General features: G+C 44.6%; 20 protein-coding genes. 10 read left to right on the top strand and 10 right to left on the bottom strand.

Annotated features, from left to right (window positions below):
• Positions 1-12: 12 nt before the first annotated feature.
• Positions 13-1047, bottom strand: coding sequence for a C39 family peptidase (locus tag QUB77_RS21650; protein WP_333176883.1), 1035 nt, complete (start codon positions 1045-1047; stop codon positions 13-15).
• A gap of 483 nt (positions 1048-1530) precedes the next feature.
• Positions 1531-2859: a pitrilysin family protein gene (locus QUB77_RS21645; RefSeq protein WP_333176886.1), complete on the bottom strand. Its 1329-nt coding sequence runs from the start codon at positions 2857-2859 to the stop codon at positions 1531-1533.
• A gap of 358 nt (positions 2860-3217) precedes the next feature.
• Between QUB77_RS21645 and QUB77_RS31860 the strand changes: the two genes are divergently transcribed.
• Genes QUB77_RS31860 through QUB77_RS21635 form a run of 3 tightly spaced genes read left to right on the top strand, consistent with a single transcriptional unit; the run spans position 3218 to position 5129 of the window.
• Complete coding sequence (locus QUB77_RS31860; protein WP_445251766.1) at positions 3218-3529, top strand: RusA family crossover junction endodeoxyribonuclease; 312 nt, start codon at positions 3218-3220, stop codon at positions 3527-3529.
• A complete protein-coding gene (locus tag QUB77_RS21640; RefSeq protein WP_333176889.1) occupies positions 3526-4197 on the top strand; it encodes a hypothetical protein in 672 nt (223 codons plus the stop codon). Before QUB77_RS31860 ends, QUB77_RS21640 begins: the two co-directional genes overlap by 4 nt.
• Before the next feature lie 44 nt (positions 4198-4241).
• The gene (locus tag QUB77_RS21635; RefSeq protein ID WP_333176892.1) at positions 4242-5129 is read left to right on the top strand and encodes an ABC transporter permease; all 888 of its coding nucleotides are present in this window, start codon (positions 4242-4244) and stop codon (positions 5127-5129) included.
• Positions 5130-5488: 359 nt separating this feature from the next.
• On the opposite strand, the gene QUB77_RS21630 is transcribed toward QUB77_RS21635, so the two are convergent.
• Together QUB77_RS21630 and QUB77_RS21625 are read right to left on the bottom strand one after the other, a co-directional pair.
• Entirely contained in the window at positions 5489-8734 is a 3246-nt protein-coding gene (locus QUB77_RS21630) for a DUF4347 domain-containing protein (protein ID WP_333176895.1), read from the bottom strand.
• Positions 8735-11336: 2602 nt separating this feature from the next.
• Positions 11337-11393 (bottom strand): hypothetical protein, encoded by a 57-nt coding sequence (locus tag QUB77_RS21625; RefSeq protein WP_333177043.1) that lies wholly within the window; start codon positions 11391-11393, stop codon positions 11337-11339.
• Between the two features lie 272 nt (positions 11394-11665).
• On the opposite strand from QUB77_RS21625, the gene QUB77_RS21620 reads away from it, so the two are divergent.
• The 4 genes from QUB77_RS21620 (at position 11666) to QUB77_RS21605 (ending at position 14138) form a co-directional block, all read left to right on the top strand.
• The gene (locus QUB77_RS21620; protein ID WP_333176898.1) at positions 11666-12397 is read left to right on the top strand and encodes a methyltransferase domain-containing protein; all 732 of its coding nucleotides are present in this window, start codon (positions 11666-11668) and stop codon (positions 12395-12397) included.
• Between the two features lie 556 nt (positions 12398-12953).
• Positions 12954-13163 (top strand): DUF2997 domain-containing protein, encoded by a 210-nt coding sequence (locus tag QUB77_RS21615; RefSeq protein WP_333139661.1) that lies wholly within the window; start codon positions 12954-12956, stop codon positions 13161-13163.
• 40 nt (positions 13164-13203) lie between these two features.
• Positions 13204-13590 carry a DUF1257 domain-containing protein gene (locus tag QUB77_RS21610; protein WP_006634895.1) on the top strand — a complete coding sequence of 129 codons (387 nt, stop codon included), beginning with the start codon at positions 13204-13206 and terminating at the stop codon, positions 13588-13590.
• 77 nt (positions 13591-13667) lie between these two features.
• Positions 13668-14138, top strand: a complete 471-nt coding sequence (locus tag QUB77_RS21605; RefSeq protein ID WP_333176901.1) for a ferredoxin — start codon at positions 13668-13670, stop codon at positions 14136-14138.
• A 94-nt stretch (positions 14139-14232) separates the two neighbouring features.
• Here the strand turns inward: QUB77_RS21605 and QUB77_RS21600 are convergent, their stop codons facing one another.
• From QUB77_RS21600 to QUB77_RS21575, 6 genes are all read right to left on the bottom strand, one after another.
• A complete protein-coding gene (locus QUB77_RS21600; RefSeq protein WP_333036187.1) occupies positions 14233-14514 on the bottom strand; it encodes a YiaA/YiaB family inner membrane protein in 282 nt (93 codons plus the stop codon).
• A gap of 363 nt (positions 14515-14877) precedes the next feature.
• A complete protein-coding gene (locus QUB77_RS21595) occupies positions 14878-15972 on the bottom strand; it encodes a hypothetical protein (protein ID WP_333176904.1) in 1095 nt (364 codons plus the stop codon).
• Positions 15973-16072: 100 nt separating this feature from the next.
• Entirely contained in the window at positions 16073-17050 is a 978-nt protein-coding gene (locus QUB77_RS21590) for a hypothetical protein (protein WP_333176906.1), read from the bottom strand.
• A gap of 56 nt (positions 17051-17106) precedes the next feature.
• Positions 17107-17475, bottom strand: a complete 369-nt coding sequence (locus QUB77_RS21585) for a hypothetical protein (protein ID WP_333176910.1) — start codon at positions 17473-17475, stop codon at positions 17107-17109.
• Between the two features lie 61 nt (positions 17476-17536).
• Positions 17537-18241, bottom strand: a complete 705-nt coding sequence (locus tag QUB77_RS21580) for a hypothetical protein (protein WP_190734387.1) — start codon at positions 18239-18241, stop codon at positions 17537-17539.
• A gap of 179 nt (positions 18242-18420) precedes the next feature.
• Positions 18421-18687 (bottom strand): hypothetical protein, encoded by a 267-nt coding sequence (locus tag QUB77_RS21575; RefSeq protein WP_190662273.1) that lies wholly within the window; start codon positions 18685-18687, stop codon positions 18421-18423.
• Between the two features lie 254 nt (positions 18688-18941).
• On the opposite strand from QUB77_RS21575, the gene QUB77_RS21570 reads away from it, so the two are divergent.
• The 3 genes from QUB77_RS21570 (at position 18942) to QUB77_RS21560 (ending at position 20900) form a co-directional block, all read left to right on the top strand.
• Positions 18942-19265, top strand: a complete 324-nt coding sequence (locus QUB77_RS21570; protein ID WP_172189318.1) for a helix-turn-helix domain-containing protein — start codon at positions 18942-18944, stop codon at positions 19263-19265.
• A gap of 15 nt (positions 19266-19280) precedes the next feature.
• The gene (locus QUB77_RS21565) at positions 19281-19970 is read left to right on the top strand and encodes an ImmA/IrrE family metallo-endopeptidase (protein ID WP_333176912.1); all 690 of its coding nucleotides are present in this window, start codon (positions 19281-19283) and stop codon (positions 19968-19970) included.
• 87 nt (positions 19971-20057) lie between these two features.
• Entirely contained in the window at positions 20058-20900 is an 843-nt protein-coding gene (locus QUB77_RS21560) for a YheC/YheD family protein (protein WP_333176914.1), read from the top strand.
• Positions 20901-21082: the final 182 nt, after the last annotated feature.

Below are 21082 nucleotides of genomic sequence, written 5' to 3'. Positions count from 1 at the left end.
GACTAATGACTCTTAACAATGATTTGAGATAAAATGAACCCAAAAATTCCCGTCAGGCATACAGAGGCTGCGGATTAAGCGGTAAGTATAGTGCAAGTAAGCACCGCTGATACTTGTATCGTAGCCAGTTCGGAACCACTCCCCATAGGGATCGTGAACGAAGAATCCCTCGCTGTCGTAGCCGGCGGCAACTATAATGTGACCGAAAGACGTGAAGTATCCGTGGATGACAGCGGGATTTCCGCTGGCTAGCCAATCTTGAACGTCATCAATAGTTGCATTCTCGGTAAAGAAATCTTGAGCGCCGTAATCTCTAACAATCTTTGCTAAATCGTAGGGGTCCCAGCGACTGTAACCTTTGGCGATCGCATATTCGTAGAGTTCGTCTTCATATTGCCCGCTTTGTTTGCGCCGTGGCACCTTTAAAAATTCCATACACATCGCTAATGAAGTTACATTGCAAGAACCTGTAGGATTGTTCAAGTTATCCATTTGCGATAGATAAGGAATGCCCAGCCTGACAGTTGGGGGATTCGGTTTGGGAAAAAACAGAACGCTGTCTTGAGTAATTTGAGCGTGTGCTCCAAAAACATACCAAATTCCTGAATCTTTGAAAGACTCGTTGCGAAGAGCAACTCTGATGTGGCCGCGAGCCGGAGCAAAAGCCAGGATCTCAAACTCTTTTCCGGCTGGTATTACTTGTTTTTCCGAGTCCTGAAGTTGAGAAGATGCCAGCGGTTTTGATTTAAAAATGGTGTCTCTGAGCGTTTTCAGGATCAGGGGATGTGTGGGAATCTCCTCTGGTTTGGTTTCGATTAGCTTTTTGGCTGTGACTGCTCCCAAAAAACCAGCTTCGCCGCACTTCATCAGAGTTTGAAATCGGTGGAGTGCAGCAGTAGAGAGAGGGCCAAATTCCCCGTCTACGGGAGGCTTCAGTAAACCCAGGTCAATGAGGCGGCTTTGAATTTGGCCACTGAGTTCGTCATCGGCAGCAATTGCTTTGGCATCGTACCTAATGTTTGAGTTGAGAAAGTTTTGTAATTTCATGCTTGCGTGCCCCTGTCAATCGATTTTAGATTTTAGATTTTAGATTTTAGATTTTAGAATTACGATCGCCGATCAATCTGGTGTCCCTAGACTAAATTGCTTGCTCGTCAATAATTCCCAGTTTATCGTCTCATAAAATTACGGTAATTTTGCCGAGCAACCGATTTTAGATTTTAGATTTTATATTTTAGAATAACGATCGCCGCTCGAGCCGGTTTCCCTAGACTACATTGCTGACTCGTCAATAATTCCGAGTTTATCGTCTCATAAAATTACGGTAATTTTGCCGATCGTCCGTACCTTAAAGGCTTCATATTAATTCTTTGATACAAAACCTTCAAGGCGAGGGCCGATCGGATTTCACGCACTATTGACTAAAAATCCCTCGTGCGCGTTGACATTGTTTCTGCCGAATTCCGAATGCTGTTGGATGGCTCAAAAGCAGAGGGATGGCAGAATTGCCCTGTTGAGGCGATGTCCGATTTATGCTTCGTCGGGGCGAATTACCACAACACCCATTGCGTCGGGAGACAGATATTTGACAGCGGCTTCTCGGAGATCCTCGGCAGTCTGAGCTTGGATGCAGGCGGCATAGTTGAGGGCGGGAGCGATATCTCCTACCATCGACTGATAGTAACCGTACAAATTTGCTCGATCGCTCGGAGTTTCGTTACCAAAGATAAACCGATTTGCTACTTGAGTGCGGATGCGGGAAATTTCGGCATCTGTCACCAGTTCGGTTTGGAGAGTGCGGATGTGTTGGACGATGGCTGCTTCCACTGCTGCCAAGTTTTCTGTCGGTAGTTGAGCGGAAATTGAGAATACCCCGCCGAGTCGCTGAGTCATGTTGCTGACCGAAATTGACGAAACTAGCCCTTTTTCTTCGCGCAAATCCTGAACCAAGCGAGTTGTGCGGCCGTGACCCAATATTGTCGCCAAAACGTCGAGGGCATAAGTTTCGGACATTTCCATGAAACCTGGCACTCGCCACATCACGATCAGTCGGGCTTGCTGAAGGGCAGAGTCTACAAATTCGCGGCGGACTGTTTCTGTAAACGGCGATTCTTGGCCGTAGTTCAGGATTTGGGGTTCTGGGTGAAAGTTGCCGACAGCAGGCACATTTATTTTGTTGTGTGGTGCTGTGCTTTTTGCTGCAAAACTGTCTGCGACAATTTCTATTAGTTGCTCGACTGGCAAATTGCCTACAGCTACGGCTGTCATGGCCCCTGGCTGATATCTGCTGCTGTGGAAATCCCGCATTTGTTGGGCTGTCAACTGTTCGATTACCGCAGTCGGGCCGAGTACCGGTCGCTTGTAGGGCAGGACTTCAAAGGCTAATTCCATCGATCGCTGATAGGTGCGGCGGCGGGGATTGTCTTCCGATCGTCTAATTTCTTCTAAGACTACCAGCCGTTCTCGATCGAAGGCGTCGTCGGGAATGCTGGCGTTGAGCAACACATCGACTTGCAGGGGAGCTAGTTCGGCAAAATCTTTAGGAGCTGTGGTGATGTAATAGTTAGTGTAATCTTGGCTGGTGGCAGCATTGGTGACAGCGCCGCGTTGCTCGATCGCGCGCTCAAATTCGCCACTGGGAATGCTCGGAGTTCCCTTAAAAATCATGTGTTCTAAAAAGTGAGCCATGCCGTTAATGTCGTCGGGTTCGACGGCTGAGCCTAAATTGAGCCAAACGCTGAGGTTAACAGCATCTACCGGCAGGTGTTCGGCTATAACTGTGAGGCCGTTGGGGAAATGGCGGATTGTTGGGGCGTTGAGGGGCGAGCGAGCTGAGGTTTTGAGTAGGGTTGATGTCATTTGGCTTTTAAATTTATCTTGTTCTCTATATCTTAAAGGGTCATCCGATTTTAGATTTTAGATTTTAGATTTTAGATTGAGCCCACGGCTGATGGTTGCTGGGGATGCTGTCGGGGGATCTCGCCAAATGCGAGAGCGGTGAGGGCGTGAGGGTTATGAGAAATCAGTGCGATCGACAAAACAAAAGTTGATTTGTTAAAAGTTGCAAGTTATAGTCTAGTTCTAATTTAGCCTTTCATCCCTTCTTTTCGCATTCAATTTTCGGAGTTCTAAATGCAATTTGAGTTTCTGATTCCAAGACGCCCTGTATCGAAAGCAAACGAGGAAGAGAAGCAAGCTACAGGATTGGCAAGCATTTGTGCGTGCAGAAGCTTCAAAAACTTGGGTAGGAGATCCTTATTCAGGAAACGTTCATTTAACTTTAGTATACCTCTATGATACTGACCCAGTTGACACAGACAATATAATAAAGCCCATACAGGACGGACTAATTGGGTTAGTTTATGAGGATGATTCACTTGTCACAGATGTGCAGTCGCATCGTCGCTCGCTGAGTGGCACATTTGACGTTGCTTTATGTCCGTCATTGTTGGTTCGTGGCATAATATCTGGCAGCGAGTGCGTTTACGTTAGAAGAAATTCAGCAAAAGCATTAGAGAGTTATCTATGACCGCTACTAAATTGATACACGACAAATCAGTTTCTAAAATTGCCGAAAAATACCAACAAGAAGGCTATACAGTATTGGTTGACCCTGAACCCGAACAGATCCCTTTCGATTTAGGGACATATCGTCCAAATTTGATTGTAAAAAAGAACGAAGCCGAAGGTTACATAATCGAATTCAAACGTTCTGCCAGACAAACATCCATAGACAGGTTGAAAGAAATTGCTGAAATAGTCTCTAAAAATACAGGCTGGCGTTTCTTGTTAATTACTGAAGATGCTTTACTGAAAGACGAAGACAATGAAGTCAATCTATTATCTTGGGAACAAGTTTTTAGTAGAAAAACACAGGGTGAACGTCTGATCTCATTAGGAGAAAATGAAGGCGCGTTTTTATCACTTTGGGGAACACTTGAAGCACTCCTGCGGAGACGAGCTGAGGAAGTTACTATTCCTATTGAAAGATTTCCAACAGTATCTCTAATCAAACATATGTATTCCCAAGGAGAACTTTCAATCGAAGAGTACGATCGAGCAATGCTACTTTTAAGCGTAAGAAACCGATTTATTCATGGATTTGAAGCACCAGAAATCAATGAGTCTATATCTGAATTGCTCGCCCTTGTCAATGAATTAATCAGTTTATGGGCACCACAGTTATCTCAGTCCTAAAAGGTTTGGCAATAAGTCCTGAGTTTTTTTGGTGACAGCAAAAGATGGAAAATCTAAAATTGCATAAAAACTTAATATTTCAACAACCAGCTTTTCAACGATTTTGGCGATCGACTTCGGGGAAAATCGGCTTAATTTTGACTGTAGCGCTGACGATCTCGGCACTGTTGGCCCCCCTACTTTCTCCTTACGATGCGGCGGTCGATCGAGATTATTTGTCGCGCTTGGTGGCTCCTAGCGCTAAACATTGGTTTGGCACCGACGGTTTGGGGCGAGATTTGTTGGTGCGGGTGTGGCACGGATTGGGGATCTCTTTAGTCGTCAGCCTGGTTTCTGTGGGTGCGGGTTTAATTGTGGGAGCGCTTTTGGGGCTCGTGGCCGGGTATTTTCGGGGGTTGCTGGAAATGGCGATCGGCACTTTGGCGGATATTTTGCTAGCTTTTCCTTCGATTTTACTGGCGATCGGCGTTGTTACCGTCACCGGGCCGAGCCTGCAAAGTGTAATTATCGCCGTCAGCCTCGTGCAAATTCCAATTTACATCCGCTTAACTCGCAGTATGGTGCTGTCTCTGCGGGAACAAGAATTTGTTTTGGCTGTCAAGGCCTTGGGCGCCAGCGACTTACGGATTATTTTTCGCCACATTTTGCCGGGAAGTCTCGCGCCTCTAGTTGTACAAGCAACTCTTTCGACTGGTACGGCGACACTAGAAGCTGCAGGTTTGGGTTTTTTGGGTTTGGGGGCACAGCCGCCGGTTCCTGAGTTGGGGACGATGCTTTCTGATGCTTTTAAGGGCGGATACGCTCTTTCGTCTCCTTGGACTATCGTGTTTCCCGGTTTGCTGATTACCTTGACTGTTCTGGGTTTCAACCTTTTGGGCGACGGCCTCCGAGACGTTTTAGACCCCAGATCCAATGCTGCAGCAAGGAAATAGCAATATTCAGGACTTACGCAGCAAGCACAGTATTTGAGCCATACTGTGCCTCCTCTAAAAATTGTTCATGTATGCTCAAACTTTTGGCGGGAGTTGAAGCCATTTCAAAGGAGTGAAAGCTGCTTATATTCAGTATTTTTAATTTTCCTGAAGACTACAATTTTTACACTTAAATCGCTGTTTGCTGTAATAAGTATTTCCATTTTAAAAAAACACTTTAACAATTAAGACAGTCCATAATTTTCACTCGAAAGTTATGTTGATTTAATATTAAACCTTTACTGTGTATCACTACCAAAGCATTTAACTACTTGCGGGACATATTAGTAGAGCAAGGATTCCTCGCCCTACTAACAGCCTTAAAGCAGAGTAATTGCAGTCGATGCCGGAGTGCCGACATTCACACCTGAGCTAAAGCCCAAATTCACCACCCCACCAGTCAAACCGGGAAGGTTGTTAATCGTCAGACTAACGCTAGTTTGACCGGCATTAAAGTTCACCGTGCCGGACGAAGGATTCACAGGAAACGGACTAATTTTGTAATCTATGTTGTTGACAGGTTGACCGCCACTAGGGGCAACAATCAAAAAGTCGATCGAAGCCGGAACCGAAGTATCGCCAGTTCGATTAATCGTAACAACTCCAGAACCACCATCAGCAATAGGAGCGGGAGATGAACCGTAAGAGAAGAAAGTCGGGGGCACAGCATTAGTATCAATAGACCCCGTGAGACTGTCAAATGGCGTTGACAACGAAGTTGGCGTCACATTAGAAATGCCTTGATATTCAATCTTCTGCACTAGGTAGTCGGAACCGTCGCTTTTGAAGGAGGTGGCGGCGTAGGCAGCGGTGGGGCTATCGTAGGCTTTAGTGGAGAACCGCAGTTCGTCAAAAGTAGCGCCGCTCAAAGAGTCTCCTACTATCTGGAATTTGAAACTGCCATCGGTGCGATCGCCAATGAAAGTCACTCCATCTGAAGACACACTAATGGGTTTTGGAGCGATCGGAGCGTTGAGGCGAGCGATCGTAAAATTCGTGGCCGGTACCCGAACCCCATTATTAAAGATTTGCAGAAAACCAACTTCATTGCCTTGATCGCCCAAACCTGGACTTGTTTTGGGACTCAATGCACTGAGGTCGATCGTTGTGCTAGTGATGTCTTGGTTATCTGCCCATTTCACCTTCAGCGTCTGAGATTGATTGGTGTTGGGGTTATGGTTGATTTCAGCCCGAATTTTACTGGCGTCGGTGAACCAACCATCATAAGAGGATGGCACACCAATACCACCGGTACTGCCGTAGCTCAACCAGCTTTTAGGGTTTTCGTTCGTTGCCAAAGTGAGGTTGCTGATGACATTCGGGTTGAGGTAGTCAGTTTCAAAGCCATCAAAAGCTATCCCAGACAGTTTGATGCCTTGATTCTGGGCGGCATTCGGCCATTGTGCGATCAGGTCACTGACACTGCTGTAATTATTGGTTTGACCCAAAGAACCAGTAAGAGTCGGCGTGACTGTAGCGTTAAATTCGTAAGCGCCAATATCAACGATCGCACTTCCGTTATTATCACCATCTTGAGGGCGACTCACACCGCGCTGATCCGCAGCCGGCGCGCCCGCACCAGTACCGGTATCAATTGCCGGACTTCCTACTAGCAGCGGCAGAACGAAAGCGCCGTTAATATTTTGCAAAGGGCCGAGTAAGGGGTCTGCGATCCTCACATTTGCCGTAACATTACTATCATTAGGATCTCCGGTCGTCAGTTTAGCGGGAAATTGAAGATTGTTTCCCCCATCGATGAGCTCCCGTCCAGTGTGCTGCCTAGTTTTAAAAGAATTACTTGCCGTATTCCTATCAAAAATCGAATTCTTGACAGTAATTGGCGATTTTACCGGATCGTTAAAAGTAGCAATACCTCCCGAAAATTCAGCGGTATTCTTAGCAAAAGTCGAATTGACGATGTTAGTCGAAAAGGAATCTCTGTTAGCGATAAGCATCCCTCCGCCCTGCTTAGCAGCGCTGTTGCCGGAAAATGTACTGTTGACAATGCTGATGTTTCCATTCCCTCCTGACCACAAACCGCCCCCATTATCTTCCGCTTGGTTATTAGCAAAAGTGGAGTTTGTGACAGTAAGATCCACATTCCCGTGACGAATTGCGCCTCCCGAACCTCCAACTCCTGCTAGATCCTTAACAGCTTTATTGTTAATAAAAGTGCTATTTTCCAAAACAATCTTATCTTGAAAATAGCCAAATAAAAATCCTGCTCCTCCTTCTCTGGCTCCGATATTGCCATCAAAAACGCTGTTGCGGATAGCAATAGTTCCGGCAACGGGGCCGGGGGTTGCATCCGGCCCGGAAGCATTAGCCCCATCGACGTAAACTGCCCCGCCAACGCCTTTCTCTGTGCGGTTGCCGGTGAATTTAGAGTTTTCGATCGTCATGCTGCCCAACAGGTTATTAACAGCTCCGCCGTAGCTGCCTTTGTTGTTGGTAAATTCGCTATCTCTGATCGTCAGAACACCGCCGCTTTTAGTGGCGATCGCGCCACCACCGCGTTCGGTATTATCTGCTAGCGAACCGTCATTGCCGCTAAACTTGCTGTTAATTACAGTCGTCGTGCTGCGGAAACCCGTGTAAATGCCGCCACCAAAACCGGCAACATTATTATTGACTTGGGAATTTTCTAAAGTTAAAGTGCTGCTACTTCCTGTTTGAATGCCACCACCGGCGCTAGTTGCGTCATTATTCGGATCGGTTCCAGAAACTTTGCCGTTGGCAATAATCAGGTTTTTTAGAGTAACATTGGTCGAACTTCCTGTGCGGATTACCCGCGAAGCATTGTTGCCGCTGATTGTTAAACCGGGTGCTGCTGCGCCGTCAATGGTGATGTTTTTGCCAACGGGAATATCAAGTTGACCGCTGGTGAGAGTAATAGTTTGGTTGGCTAAACCTGGAGCGAAGGTAATGATATCCCCGGCAACAGCGGTGGCGATCGCAGCTCTTAATGAACCGGGCCCGCTATCGCTATTGTTGGCTACTACGAGCGTAGCTAAATCACCTCGGTAACTTGCCATCGCATCGGCCTGCAAGGCTGAGGGAGAATCAATTTGACCCCTAGCAAATTCTAAATTCCAGTCGCCGCCGCTGCCGGTTGTGTTGGTCGATGCCGCAACGTCAGCCCCGGTTAATTGACTGAAGCGATCGACGAAATTAGCACCTGTACCGCTTGCTACATCGCAGCCGTACACAATGATGTCTGCTTCTGGGGCTAGTGAATTTTGCCACTTTTCCAACTGGCTTTTGTATTGCTCTATGTTATGTGAACCCAGAGCAGTATTGCCAAGTTGTAGGCTGCCAGAACTGCCGTGAGAAATAATGTGAACCGAGTCAATAGCCCCGTTAGTAGAGGCGTATTGTTGGATTTCAGAGCTGATTTGTTCGATGCCGTTTTTGGTGCGATCGAGTATTACTACCTGCTGTCCCGGCAGCACTCCCGCTGTAAGTGACTCGTAATCTTCCACGCCGGAGTCTATGAAGACTAAGGAGCGCAGCGGCCGTTTTTCAAAAGAAGATTGTGAGTTAACTTGAACGAATGTAGAACTCATATTGGAGACTCCATTAAGGGCATTATTGGTAGATACGCCCCGGAGTTATCTCTTCGATTTTATTTGATAACTGTGCGATTTGAGCAATTAAATTTTGTATGGATTAAGGTAATCCGAACTAAGGAGAACAGAGCCTAATTACTGTTAATCTGAACCGTCGTCAGAACTTGTGTAAACTTTATCAATCTCTCAGGATAGAGGCCGATTTTTGAAGTACCGAGGTAATTTTCTCGATGCAGTCAGATTCCCCAGCCAAAATTCTGGAAACAAAATATCCACCTTCATTGATGCTGGAGTCCTTGAATGCAAAGCTTTTGGATGGGGAATTTGCGTATTCCGAGGCGCGAGCCGTTTCCCTTAAAGAAGCCAACATATTGCGCCCTCCCAAAGCGAGTTTAGGGGTAGATACAGCCTTGGATTCAGAGCTTCTGAAACTGCTAGCGACCTGGTTTATTTCGCTTATTTTTATTTAACCTATCTATCAGTTTCCCCTATTTCAGCAGCGCTGCCATCCGCGATCGCACGGAATTTACAGCACTTGCCGATGCTATGAGGTACAGTAGCAGCAATGAGTCAACCAATCTCTTAAACGGTGAGGATTCATCAAATTAAGGGCAAGTGCTGCGATCCTGGGGGTGACAAATATAGCTATAAACCTTGCCTGAGAAAGGTTCTAGTCCTGAGACCTTTTTGATAAAAGTGACGCTTATTACAAGTTAACTTCATTAACTATTCCACAGTTTCAGCATATTGTTCAAGATAATTAACCCACTTGTGGCTATAATTGCCCTTCCAAACTTTACTGCATCTGCGATAAGTTATTTGGGGTTACTTGATGCAAAAGTTTACTTTTATAAATACTTTTGTTGACTATAATACCTTCAAGCATGTCACAAATGGAGTCAATTGTAATCAAAAATATATTTTAATTAATCGCTTTTTTATTAACCATCTACCCTCTAAATTATAGCCTCCTGTTTTGCAATCACGGAACATTTCCTCAATTCCCATCCGTTGCTTATAAGCAGCGATAGCTTCCGGTAAACTACCTAAGTTAGTTAGAATAAACCACGCCTCGTTAACTGTCCATCCTTGATAATTCCTTTTCCATTTGCAGTCAATATCAAATCCTGCCAGTGCCTTAGTATTTCTAACTTTTACACCTTGAAAGTATAGAGATGTTCCGCGCGTGTCCCTAACTCATCTAACCGTAGCCTGCAGCATATTTTCGGTTTCGATACAATGATTTCGTTTGAGTCGTAAGCAAAAATACACATCTTGCTCTCTCAGCCAGTTGGCCAAATCTACTGAACAGAATTCAGGCATCGCCTAGTACCACGAGCTGATAATCTTTAAATAAGGGTAAAATAGTTGAGATGACGGCGATCTGCTCATTGATATTACTGCTACCTCGTTTTGGTAACGGGGACAAGATAACGGGATTACTCTTCGGGGACATATCAGACTAACCATAAACAGATTGATACATCCCCATTGGCTGCGATCGATCGCGCTCAATAATTTCTGTCTGGGTGGGCAATAATTTGTCAACTAATAGGTAATTAGGGGAAACCACATACAGGTTAAGGTAAGCTGGGGTAAATCTAAAAATCTTTGTAACTTGCGGCGACGACTTGAGCGTGGTAATGGGCTACGGAAATACGCGAGCAAGTCGTTCTAATCTCACCTGTTTTTCTGATGTTAAGAGATTGAGCACTATTTCTAGAACTAAAAATTGAGAGGGGGCTAGTTCTCTTTGGAAGCGAGTCTGATAGAATCTAGGTAACATATTTTTGGCATAAGTCGAGTGTAAATTTAGCTTGACATATCTTTTTTTAACACAGGTGAGTCAAATCTTTGCCCTGTCTGGCTTTTGGGCGGGGTTGTCACCCGGCCAGCAAAATTTAAAAGATTTAAAGCTAATGTCGCTTGTAAATGGAAAGGAAAATATCGCGGAGTCACAGTCAAAGAATGATGGTTTATATTAACTAACTTGAAAACCTTAAAAGCTGCTATAAGCGCTTATAAACAAAGATTTGATAGAAAAAAAATGTTTATAGATTATAAAAGCGGTAGCTATAACATTGAAGATGCCCAAGTCTCATAACCCAGGATATTGAGCTTAATGTTGTTAGTAATCATCGCTTATACAGCGACAATTATGGAAAAAAAATTAGTTAAAAAGGTTGTAGCGCAAAAATTATGTATCTCGTCCAAAACAACCCAAACTTATTTATCGTTCGCACAGTACATTTCAAGTGGTAAGCTGTTACGCATCTTGCATTGTATTTTTGGGCGGGCGGGACGCCCACCCCACAAGAATTTGCTCGAATTTGATTGTCAAATTTAGATGCGCATCAGCTTATGTGGGCGAAAAATAGGATAAATTTTATAGATATTTGTCAAGAATAAGTTATAGAATATATTACTTTACACCCCAATAAACTGTCAAATTATCAAGGATGTAAAATAACGAAAAAGCTTAGCGGGCAAGTGTTGTAGCTATTTTTCTCAGCTTTTCAGCTCTTCCCCTTTCCCTCTTCCTTCGATATTTTGGGATTATTTCAAGGAACAAATCCGCACTCTGACCCTCGTGCCACTGCTATTCAAAGCGCACAGAAATCCGCTTCTTTGTAAAACTCCTCAGTTCATTTTTCAAACAGTAGTCTAGTTCTTTTGCCCACTTTCGTTTTAAGAAAGCCTTGGTTTGTTACCTTCCAATGAAAAATTAGGCAGGGTTACGCCACGGCGAATCTTCGGTGTAAGCTAAAGCTACTCGTTTTTTTTGGAGCCAGACTATTGCAGTCATCTTCTGCGATTTGAACTTTAGTTTTAGCAGTTTCCCGCGTAAAAGGTGGCAGTGGTGGTTTAGTTTCCATCGGGTTGAATGATTTTGCTCCTTTTCAACGAGTCATCGAACTTAGCATAATAATGAACACAGCACAAGACCACTATAACCAGCAACTTGCTGCCGTTTACAGTTGGATGTCAGGAAATCCTGAAGCAGCGATCGAACGAAATCACGCTCTTTTTTGTCAATTGGCGCTCGACTCCGCACCGCGAGGATTAGCTATTGATTTAGGTGCAGGCTCAGGATTTCAATCTATTCCTTTAGCGAAATTAGGCTTTTCGGTAGTAGCTATAGATTTCTGTGATGCCCTACTTTCAGAGTTACGCGATCGCGCTAAACATCTTTCCATCCTTACCATTCACGACGATCTGCTTAATTTCTCGCAACATATTCAGGAACAGGCGCAGCTCATTGTTTGCATGGGCGACACACTTACACACCTAGAATCATTGAGTGCTGTCGATTCATTACTTTTGGACATTGAGCGCTGCCTGATTGAGAATGGGATGTTGATTTTAACTTTCCGCGATTATGTTTCAGCAGAGCTTCATGGAACTCAGCGTTTTATTCCTGTACAAAGTGATGAATTTACCATCCTCACTTGTTTCTTGGAGTATCAGGAAAACAGCGTAGCAGTCCACGACTTACTCTATCAAAAACAGGGCGATGGGTGGTCATTCAGTGCCAGTTCTTACCAAAAACTGCGGCTCAATAAAAATTGGTTGTGCGATCGGCTATCTGAAATAGGTTTACAGGTACTTCAGAACGAGATGATTAATGGAATGGTTTGTATCACTGCCAAGAAAGTTTAACCTGAAGTTCCCTCCTGCGGGGAACTTCAGCTTAAAAAGTCAACAGAGGATGCTTCACCGCGACCAGAAGTTACTGAAGGCACTTTTGATAAACTTCTGATGCTAGCGCGATCGCAACCCTTCCGTCAAAGACTTGATTTGAGCCGCATTTGCCTCTCGCTGTTGGGCGATCCCCACAATCATGCAGACAAATCTCAATCACCTTAGCTTTATGTAAGTTAAGTACCTCGGTTCCCACCGCACTTAACTTACATACTCACCCTCCGCGATCGCTCTTCCCGGACGATCCCTCCCAAATAGCCCTTGCGAATATTCACGACTCATGTATGACTTGACTGATGTCACGATCTACGCGAAACTTTACATACAACTGATGTATTGCTTCTACTTATTAATAACTTATGTTAAGTTGTGACTCAAAACCTATCAATTCGTCAAAATTGATATAGCGCTTTGTCAGTCAGCCAACTCTCAAGAAGCTACTTCAGGAGGCATCGTCCCTGGCTTGCTGGTGTCGGTGTCTGTTCTCAATATTCCTATTCAGTCAGCCCGCATTATGGAAACACTAGAGTTTGTGATCTATCCAGATGGCCGCGTACAGGAAAAAGTCACCGGCATTGTCGGTGCTTCCTGTGCTGAGGTAACGGCTGCAATTGAAGCTCAGCTCGGCGTGGTGCTTCACCAAGAGTCAACATCTGAATATTTCACGCAAGCGCTGCATCAGTCAGCCGAAGCGACGGCCCAAGTGGCTTTTAGCGATTGGTAATTTTTTTTGTTGAGTTCACTTAAGTTTTTTTGGAACCACCATGTCACATTTTAGCCAAATTAAGACCCAGATCCGCAATTTGAATTCTTTGGAAGCTGCTTTAACTGACTTGGGTATCGACTGGAAGTCGGGGCCAACTGAGGTGCGTGGCTATCGCGGCCTCACCAGCACCGCTGAGGTCGTGATAGAGCAAAAAAACGGCTACGACGTAGGTTTTAGCTGGAACGGGACTGAGTATGAATTGGTGGCTGACTTGCAGTTTTGGCAGCAAGCTTGGTCTGTAGACCGTTTTCTGAATAAGGTGACTCAGCGCTACGCTTACCATACTGTGGTGAATGAAAGCGCTAAGCAGGGTTTCCAAATTTCTGAGCAAAAGCAAAATCAAGACGGTTCTATCCGTTTGGTGGTGCAGCGCTGGTGCGCTTAATAATTTTGCGAGATTTTTGCAATCTTTTCTCATCAAAGTCCGCTTTCGCGGACTTATTTACTATTGTGGGGGTCTAAATGTCTGAGCTTTCTGGACTCGGAATAGATACAGCAATCGATCGCTCTGGTTTAGAGCCGGAGTTGGGAGGTTTTTTGCGGGATGCGCCCGATCGCTCTGGTTTGGAACCGGAATTGGGCGGTGTGTTGCGCCAAAAAGGTGTCTATGTTGATGAGATTACCTGCATTGGCTGCAAGCACTGCGCTCACGTTGCTCGCAATACTTTTTATATTGAACCGGATTACGGTCGATCGCGCGTAGTTCGACAAGACGGGGATTCTGAAGAGTTGATTGCTGAGGCGATCGACACTTGTCCAGTCAATTGCATTCACTGGGTTGATTACACCGAACTCAAGAATCTGGAAGAAGAACGCAAGGATCAGGTGATGCCTGTCGTTGGTTTTCCGGTGGATATGGCGACAGTTAAGGCCGGTATTCGCCAGCGACAAAAGAATAAGTTGCGCGATCGTAAGTTCAAAGGTAGCCCTTGAAATCCCCAATTCCCATCCGCAGCTTGAAACCTATCGCTCAAACAACAAAAACAGCCCGCGCGGGCTGTTTGTTGTATACATTGTATAATTAAATTTATTTGAGAGGATGGTGCTCAGCGAGAATTTTCTCAACTCTAGCTTCGTCGATTCTGGCAGTTAATGTTGTTGCCTCGTTGTTATCCCGAATGGTTTTTGCTAAAGTAAAAGACGAGCCGACTGAAAAAGTTAAACCCATACCCATAAAAGCTTTTTGCCAGGGATCTACCTGTAAATAAATGATACCTACAGTAGTGGCGGAAAGGGCAAGAATAAAAGAAACCCAGCACTGAAGTATCCAAGCATTAGTATCTTTTTGGCGTATGATTTGTTTCTGCATAGTGCCTCTAAGTCAAATATATCTTTTGGTTCATTAACTTAAAGAATAGATAGCGTGAGTGAAGCGGTCAGGAGAGGAAGGGACAGTTTCGATAAGTGAACAGTGCGATCGGGCTTTTGACTAAAAATTAGAACGCTGTAGATAGGTTTTGAGGCTCAAGGAAGGCGCGCAGCGAGTGGACAGTTTGAAAACTCCCCTAACGAAAGCTTGTTTTTTCTCAAAATAGCGTAAGGTGCGCCGAAGAGCACCTTACTTCTCCCAGTCCGCCTCCACTAACGAGAGTTTGACTCTATGCAGCGGTTTCAACCGCCGACTCTTATCTACTTCGTTGGTGTAGCCCCAGTTTCAACCGCCGAGTCCGATCTACTTATTTTTTTGCTGAGTCTTCGCTTGTTCGATCGCAATTTCCCTGACTGCTTGCAAAGAACTTAAATTCGATGCTCCTTCAATCGCCTTCACCGCCAAATCTTGAACCTGTTTCAAAGCAGAATCCAGTTGTTTCGACAAGCTAGCAAGGCGCGCATCTTGATTTTGAATTGTCTGCAACATCCCTTGAATTTGCAGTTCATAATTTTGCTTTTGCCCTTCAACATCTTTAGCCAACAAATCAGCCTTAACTTTAGCTTGGTAATTGCCAATATTGCGACCGTTATCTTTCCCGTTCTTGATATTAGCTTCCAGTTCTTTCGGGAAAGCTTCTACCTTCGCCTTCACCTCAGCATAAAGTTTTTCCCGTTCCGAAATTGATTTTTCGCGTTCCGCCCACTGTTTCTCCTGTTCTTGCTGAAACTCTTCGATTTCTTGATACAGCCTTTTCTGGCGCTGTTGGTATTCTTCGATGTCGAGATTTCGCTGAAGATTCAAATCGTAAGCATACAACTCTTCATCCCGCTGGCGAGCTTTTTGGTGGCTCTCATTGCGTTCTTTAACGGCCAACTTTTGCAGTTCCTGCTCTTTTTCCCAAGCTTGCCGGCGTTCCAACAATTCCTGTTCAACAGTTTCGCGCTGTTCGCTGAGTTCCGCACTAAATGTTTTGGCGCTTTCTTCGTATTGTTGGATTAAATTGTCCAGCGTATCTTCGGCAACATCTTCTAAACTATGCAACTCTTGCAGTTGTTGGATTTCGTCGCCGACAGTTCGCTGCAATTCCCCCAGTTTAGACGCTTCTGTTGTCAGTTTTTCCGACAGTTCGCTGACAGCGGCACCGAAGCCAAATTGCAGTAAGATTAAATTGTCGATCGTCCCCTGCATTTTTTGTTTGCTTTCAGTTAAAGCCATTGCTTTTCTTGCTTCCGCTATTGCTAGTTCTTTGAGTGCGATTTCTGGTTGAGAAATATTGGCAGATTTATCGTTATTAAGCTGCTTCAGTTGCGAATCAAGTGCATTTTTTTCTTGTTCCAACTGTTTATAAGCTTCTAATATTTCAGCCTTCGTATTTTTGTCATTCATTCTCGCCATCGCTTTCATCTCCTAACTTTGTTAGTCCGCATCGGCGGACTTTGTTTGACTCTTGAGTGGTTTCAACCGCCGATTATTATCCAAAATTGAGCTACAAACCTTAAGCTTTGGTAGCAAAAGCTTTCATTGCCAAGTCTTGCGCTTGCTTCATCGTCGCTTGCAATTGTGCAGAGATTTCGGCGATTTGTTCGGTTTGTCGCTCAATTGTCTGCTGTAGAGATTGCACTTTCAATTCATATCCCTGCTTGCTTCCTTCCCATTCTTTCTCCACTAAATCTGCCTTGACTTTAGCTTCGCGGGAAACTTCTTGAATTGCTTCTTCTTTGGCTTTGACATAAGCCTGTTTGAGTTCTTCTTCAAATCCGGCGACTTTTCTTTGATTCTCTTCAAACTCCACTTGGTTGTCGCTGAGGACTTTTTCCCGTTCCACCCAATTTTTTTCTTTTTCGCGGGTAGATTCTTGCAAGTCCCGTTCTAGTTTGCGCTTCGTTTCTTCGTATTCGTCGGTTTCGATTTTGCGGGTGCGTTCTAATTCGTATTGGTAATCGGCTGTTTCTTCCTGACGATTTTTAGTTATGAGTGCAGTTTCTTCTTGAACTGCTGCATCAAATTCTTGCTGTTCTTTTTCCCAAATTTTGCGTTTTTGGGTGGTGTCTTTTTCGATAATTTCGCGTTGGTTAGCAACGTTTTGTTCCAGCAGGGTCAATTTTTCTCGGTGCTCTTGAGTTAAAATGTGGAGGGCGTCTGCTACAACTCTGATTTGCTGCAACTCTTGCAATTGTGCCGCTTCAATTTCGAGGGCGCGTTTTAATTCGTCTAATTTTGAAGATTCCGCCTTCAGTTTTTCCGAAAGTCCGCTGGTGATGCTGCCGAAATCTAATTGTAAGTCTGCTAAGCCTTTGACGATGCTGTCAATTGTGTAGGTGGAAGCGACTTCTAGGAGTTGTTGGTTTTTGGCTTTTTCGGCTGACTCTTCTTTTGTTTCTACTTTGGATTCGATCTTTTTCTTGTCGGCTAAAATCTGCTGAAAGTTTTGCAAAATTTTGGCTTTGCTATCCTTGGCAGTTGCTATTGTCATAATGTTTGCTTCTCCTGATTATAACTTTTAGACACTTGTGACTGAAACGTTTTCAGTTATTCTAATTTGCGGAGTTGGCTGAGAAGGGAACGGTACTTTCTGGCTGCGTCGGGTTTTTCTTCGGGATTGCCGCTGGCTAGAGTTTTGAGAATTTTCCAGCAGCGATCGCACCGATTTCCTTGCCTACAGCCGCACTCATCAATTATACTTAAAAGTGTGCCTTTTAGCAATTGATTTTCGGCTAACAAAGCTCGGTAATTCCGCTGGACTGATTCGGCAACTAAAGTCATGTGTTGGAAGTCTTTGGTGAGACTTTCGATGTCGTTAACTGCGTCTGCCCGAATTTGGTCGAGCAGCTCAAGATTCTCTTTCAAACGGCTTTCTTGCAGGTTGGGTTGGGTTTTTAGATTCGTTAATTTCTTCATTTCACTATGCGTTGTAACAGTTATGGTAAAGGCGCGATATAATCGCGCCTTTACGACAGAATTAGAACAAGTCAGCAGTTGATTTGTCTTCCGCTGGCGGTAGCGACATACCGCCGTTAGAATTCAAAGCCATAGCATCGCTTTCACCGCCAGCGTGAGCAGCCATCAAGCAGGCAACTTGCTGCGCCGGTAGGTTATCTAAACACACCATAGCTTTTGTTCCTTCTAAGTCAATCATCCGCGATTGATTGCTAGAATCTGACAAAACTGCTGCGGCTTGGTCGATTACTCCCCAGTCTTTACGCTCCATCCAAGACCATTTCAAGCTGTAGTAGTTGATCGGTTTTACTACTCCGCTGTCGTCTGGTTTCTGGCCGGAATGCTTGACAAATTCGGGAACAAAAATTCCGGTTGCAGGTTCTACGCCGCGAGATTGAACTGATGCTACCAAACGGTTAAAATCGTTCAAGCTGCGGTTTTTGATGTATGTCACCATGACAACTCCTTGCGGCAATTCGCCACTTTCTGCGACAAACCACAGTTGACCCCACAGTGTGTGGGAAGTTTGACCGAGGGAACCGAAGAATTTGGAGAATTTGAGGATTGTCATTGAACACTTGGAACCGTAGTCTGTATCGCCAATTGTCCACTGGCCGGCCTGGCAATTGTTACGTACTGCGATCGGGATTTCTGGTACTAGCAAAGCATTGCTCGGTTTGGCACCAAATACTGAAAATGTAGGTCTTTCTTGTGTTTTAGTAGTCATTCTTCGTTTTTCCTTAGTTATTGATTTATGTTCTGACAATTAGGAATCGGTAATTGGGAATTGGAACTCACAAAAATGGAGTTATTTTTATTCCCTCTTCCCTCTTCCTAACATCCGTTACATCCGTTACATCCGTTACCGAATCCGTTGCCGAACTTCCCTCTTCCTTCTTCCTTCCATTACCTAATGAGATGTGTTGTCGCTTTTGGTTCGGGATAGGTATACTCAAGCACCGCCTCTTGTTGAGCTTTGATAATCCGCAGCGCGGCGAGCAAATGCTCTAACGTTTCTAGGTGCGCTGGGGTGAAGTGGATGCTGAAGCCTTCGCCATCCCGCGCGTAGCCGGGACAAACCAGTGAGGCTGAGCTTTGTTCTTCGTGGGTGGCGATGTATAGCCAGTCATCGTCTTCGAGCTTGTAATGCGTGTCTGTCCAGGTTCTCAGCATTTGCGATCTGCTCCTCCTTATTTGCTGCGTACAAGCGTTTTGACGCCCAGCGCTTCTCACTCCTCTGAAGTTGACGACGCTATATGCAGCGTGTGAGCTAGGCTAATTTGCACTCTTAACCCTACCAGTCAGGCTTACTGGGTTGATTAAACCGTCAACTAACCTCATGGTAGCGCGGGTTGATTTTCCCGTCAAGTATTTTGTTGAACTTTTCATCAAAACAGGCTAGAATGCTTGTCAGGAGGCGAAAAACCGTGGAACAAACATTTGGAAGACTGATCCGTCAAGCTCGCAAGGACAAAGCTTACTCACAACGTGAGCTAGCTGCTATGCTAAGTGTGGATTTTACTTATTTGTCGAAATTGGAGAACGATCGAGCGGATTATGCGCCAAAAGAGGACGTAATCCGAGCATTAGCGCGGAATCTAGACATAAACGAAGAGGAATTGATTTTCTTGGCGGGGAGGCTGCCGCAGCAGTACGAAGCGCTGCTGAAGCAGAATCCGAAGGAAATGCAGGCTCTTTTCCGCCGGATGCAAGAAAATCCAGATTGGCTCAAACAGTCTTTTGAAGCGTAAGAGAGGCCCCTCATAGTGAGTATTTTTAAGCCGTATTGCTTCTATCCCAAAGAATCGATCGAGCGTTTGGCAAATGACATCTTGATGCAGATGCAGAAAACGCAAAATTTTGCTCCGAGATGGCCTTTTGATGCGACAACAGTTGCTGATTTTCTGGATTTAGGCGTAGTTTGGGAGTGCATTGAGCCGGATGAAGAGGGTGCGATCGCGGCGAGGATTTTGCCGCAGCAGCGGTTAATCGAAATCAACGAACAGATTCTCGAAAAACCGCCGGGCTTCATCGAATCGACGATCGCCCACGAAATCGGCCACTGGGTGCTACACGTCAATCAAGACGAAGCAGACGGCACAGTGGAACAGTTGGAATTAAACTTAGGCAATCAAGAAAAAACCGCGTCTGATGTCGAGGAACCGTTTGTTTGTCGGGGTGCGAGTGCTGATAATAAGGTTTTGTCGATCGAATGGCAAGCGCAATATTTTGCAAGCTGTTTGTTGATGCCTCGGTGTATTTTGGAGGAAAAAAGACAGGGACGCGATTTAACTAAGTGGTCGCATTTATACAAAATGAGAGATGAATTGGGAGTGAGCATTTCCAATTTAACAAACCGCTTGCAAGAATTCGATTGGATTTACATTCCCAAGGGAACGCGCGAGATTTATGCCGGGAAAGACGCGGCAAACGGACAGCAGCGGTTGTTTGGATAAAAGTGCGATCTAATTTGAGGTTTGAGATTTGGAAGCGATTCTCAAATCTCAAATCTTTAAAATTACTTTCTAATTAAGTTACATTTTATGCTAACCAATATTGAAATCCTGCTGGCAGCTTGTGAGGAATTAAATATCCCTTACGAAATCCTGCATCCTTCCCAAAACTTGATTAGAATCAAACAGGGCGGCGAAGAATATTACTTTGTCAATTACATGACGCCATTTAACAGCGCGTCAGTAGCAGAGATTTTTAAAGACAAAGAATATACTTATCAACTATTAAACGGCAAAATAAATACTCCCAGAACTCTCGGTTTTGTCTCGCCTCACGGCGAGGAGAAGTATAAAAAGTATTTGAGTTTCCCAGATATTGAATCAATAGTTTTAGAAGTAAACCAAAAATTCGCTTTCCCGGTGATTCTCAAAAGAAATCGCGGTGCTGGTGGCAACAATGTTTTTTTGTGTGAAACTAGAGAGCAAATTAAAGCAGCCCTAGAAATTATATTTAATGTCAATAGCAAAGATTATGACTATGTGGCGCTAGCTCAAGAATATATCGAAATTTCCCACGAATATCGGGCTGTCTTCTGCAAAGAAAAGCTAGTTTTGCTGTACGAAAAAGACAAATCTCAGGCTGAATTTGCGGGCAATTTAAGCCCGCTGCACTGGGAAGGTGCAAAAGCCCAACATATAATTAACCCAAATCTCATGTCTGAGATTGAAGATTTTGTTAAACCTGTTTTTGCTGAAATTGCGATTAATTATGCTGGGCTTGACATCGCGCTAGATAAAAACGGAGCATATTGGTTGATTGAAATTAACTCAAGTCCCAATTACGATATTTTTGTCAGAGATAACGATCGCCAAATTGTGGTAACAATGTTTAAAGGCGTCTTGGAGAGCTTGATTGTTAACAAAAAGCCGTAAATGCTCGATTTCAATGTACTCCATCGTATTTAGATGAATGTGGTGTAAGCTGTATATTAGCTGAAAGGGTTTAAGCGAAATAGGTTTCAGCCAATAACTTAAAATTCACATTTTTTAATTTAATGTAGCAACTCGCATATAGAGTAGGGTGCGTCAGAGTCCCAAACCCTTATTTTGTCAAT

It is taken from the genome of Microcoleus sp. AT9b-C3 (assembly GCF_036705485.1).
Taxonomy (GTDB): Bacteria; Cyanobacteriota; Cyanobacteriia; order Cyanobacteriales; family Microcoleaceae; genus Microcoleus.
This window is presented reverse-complemented; position numbering and strand designations above follow the sequence as displayed.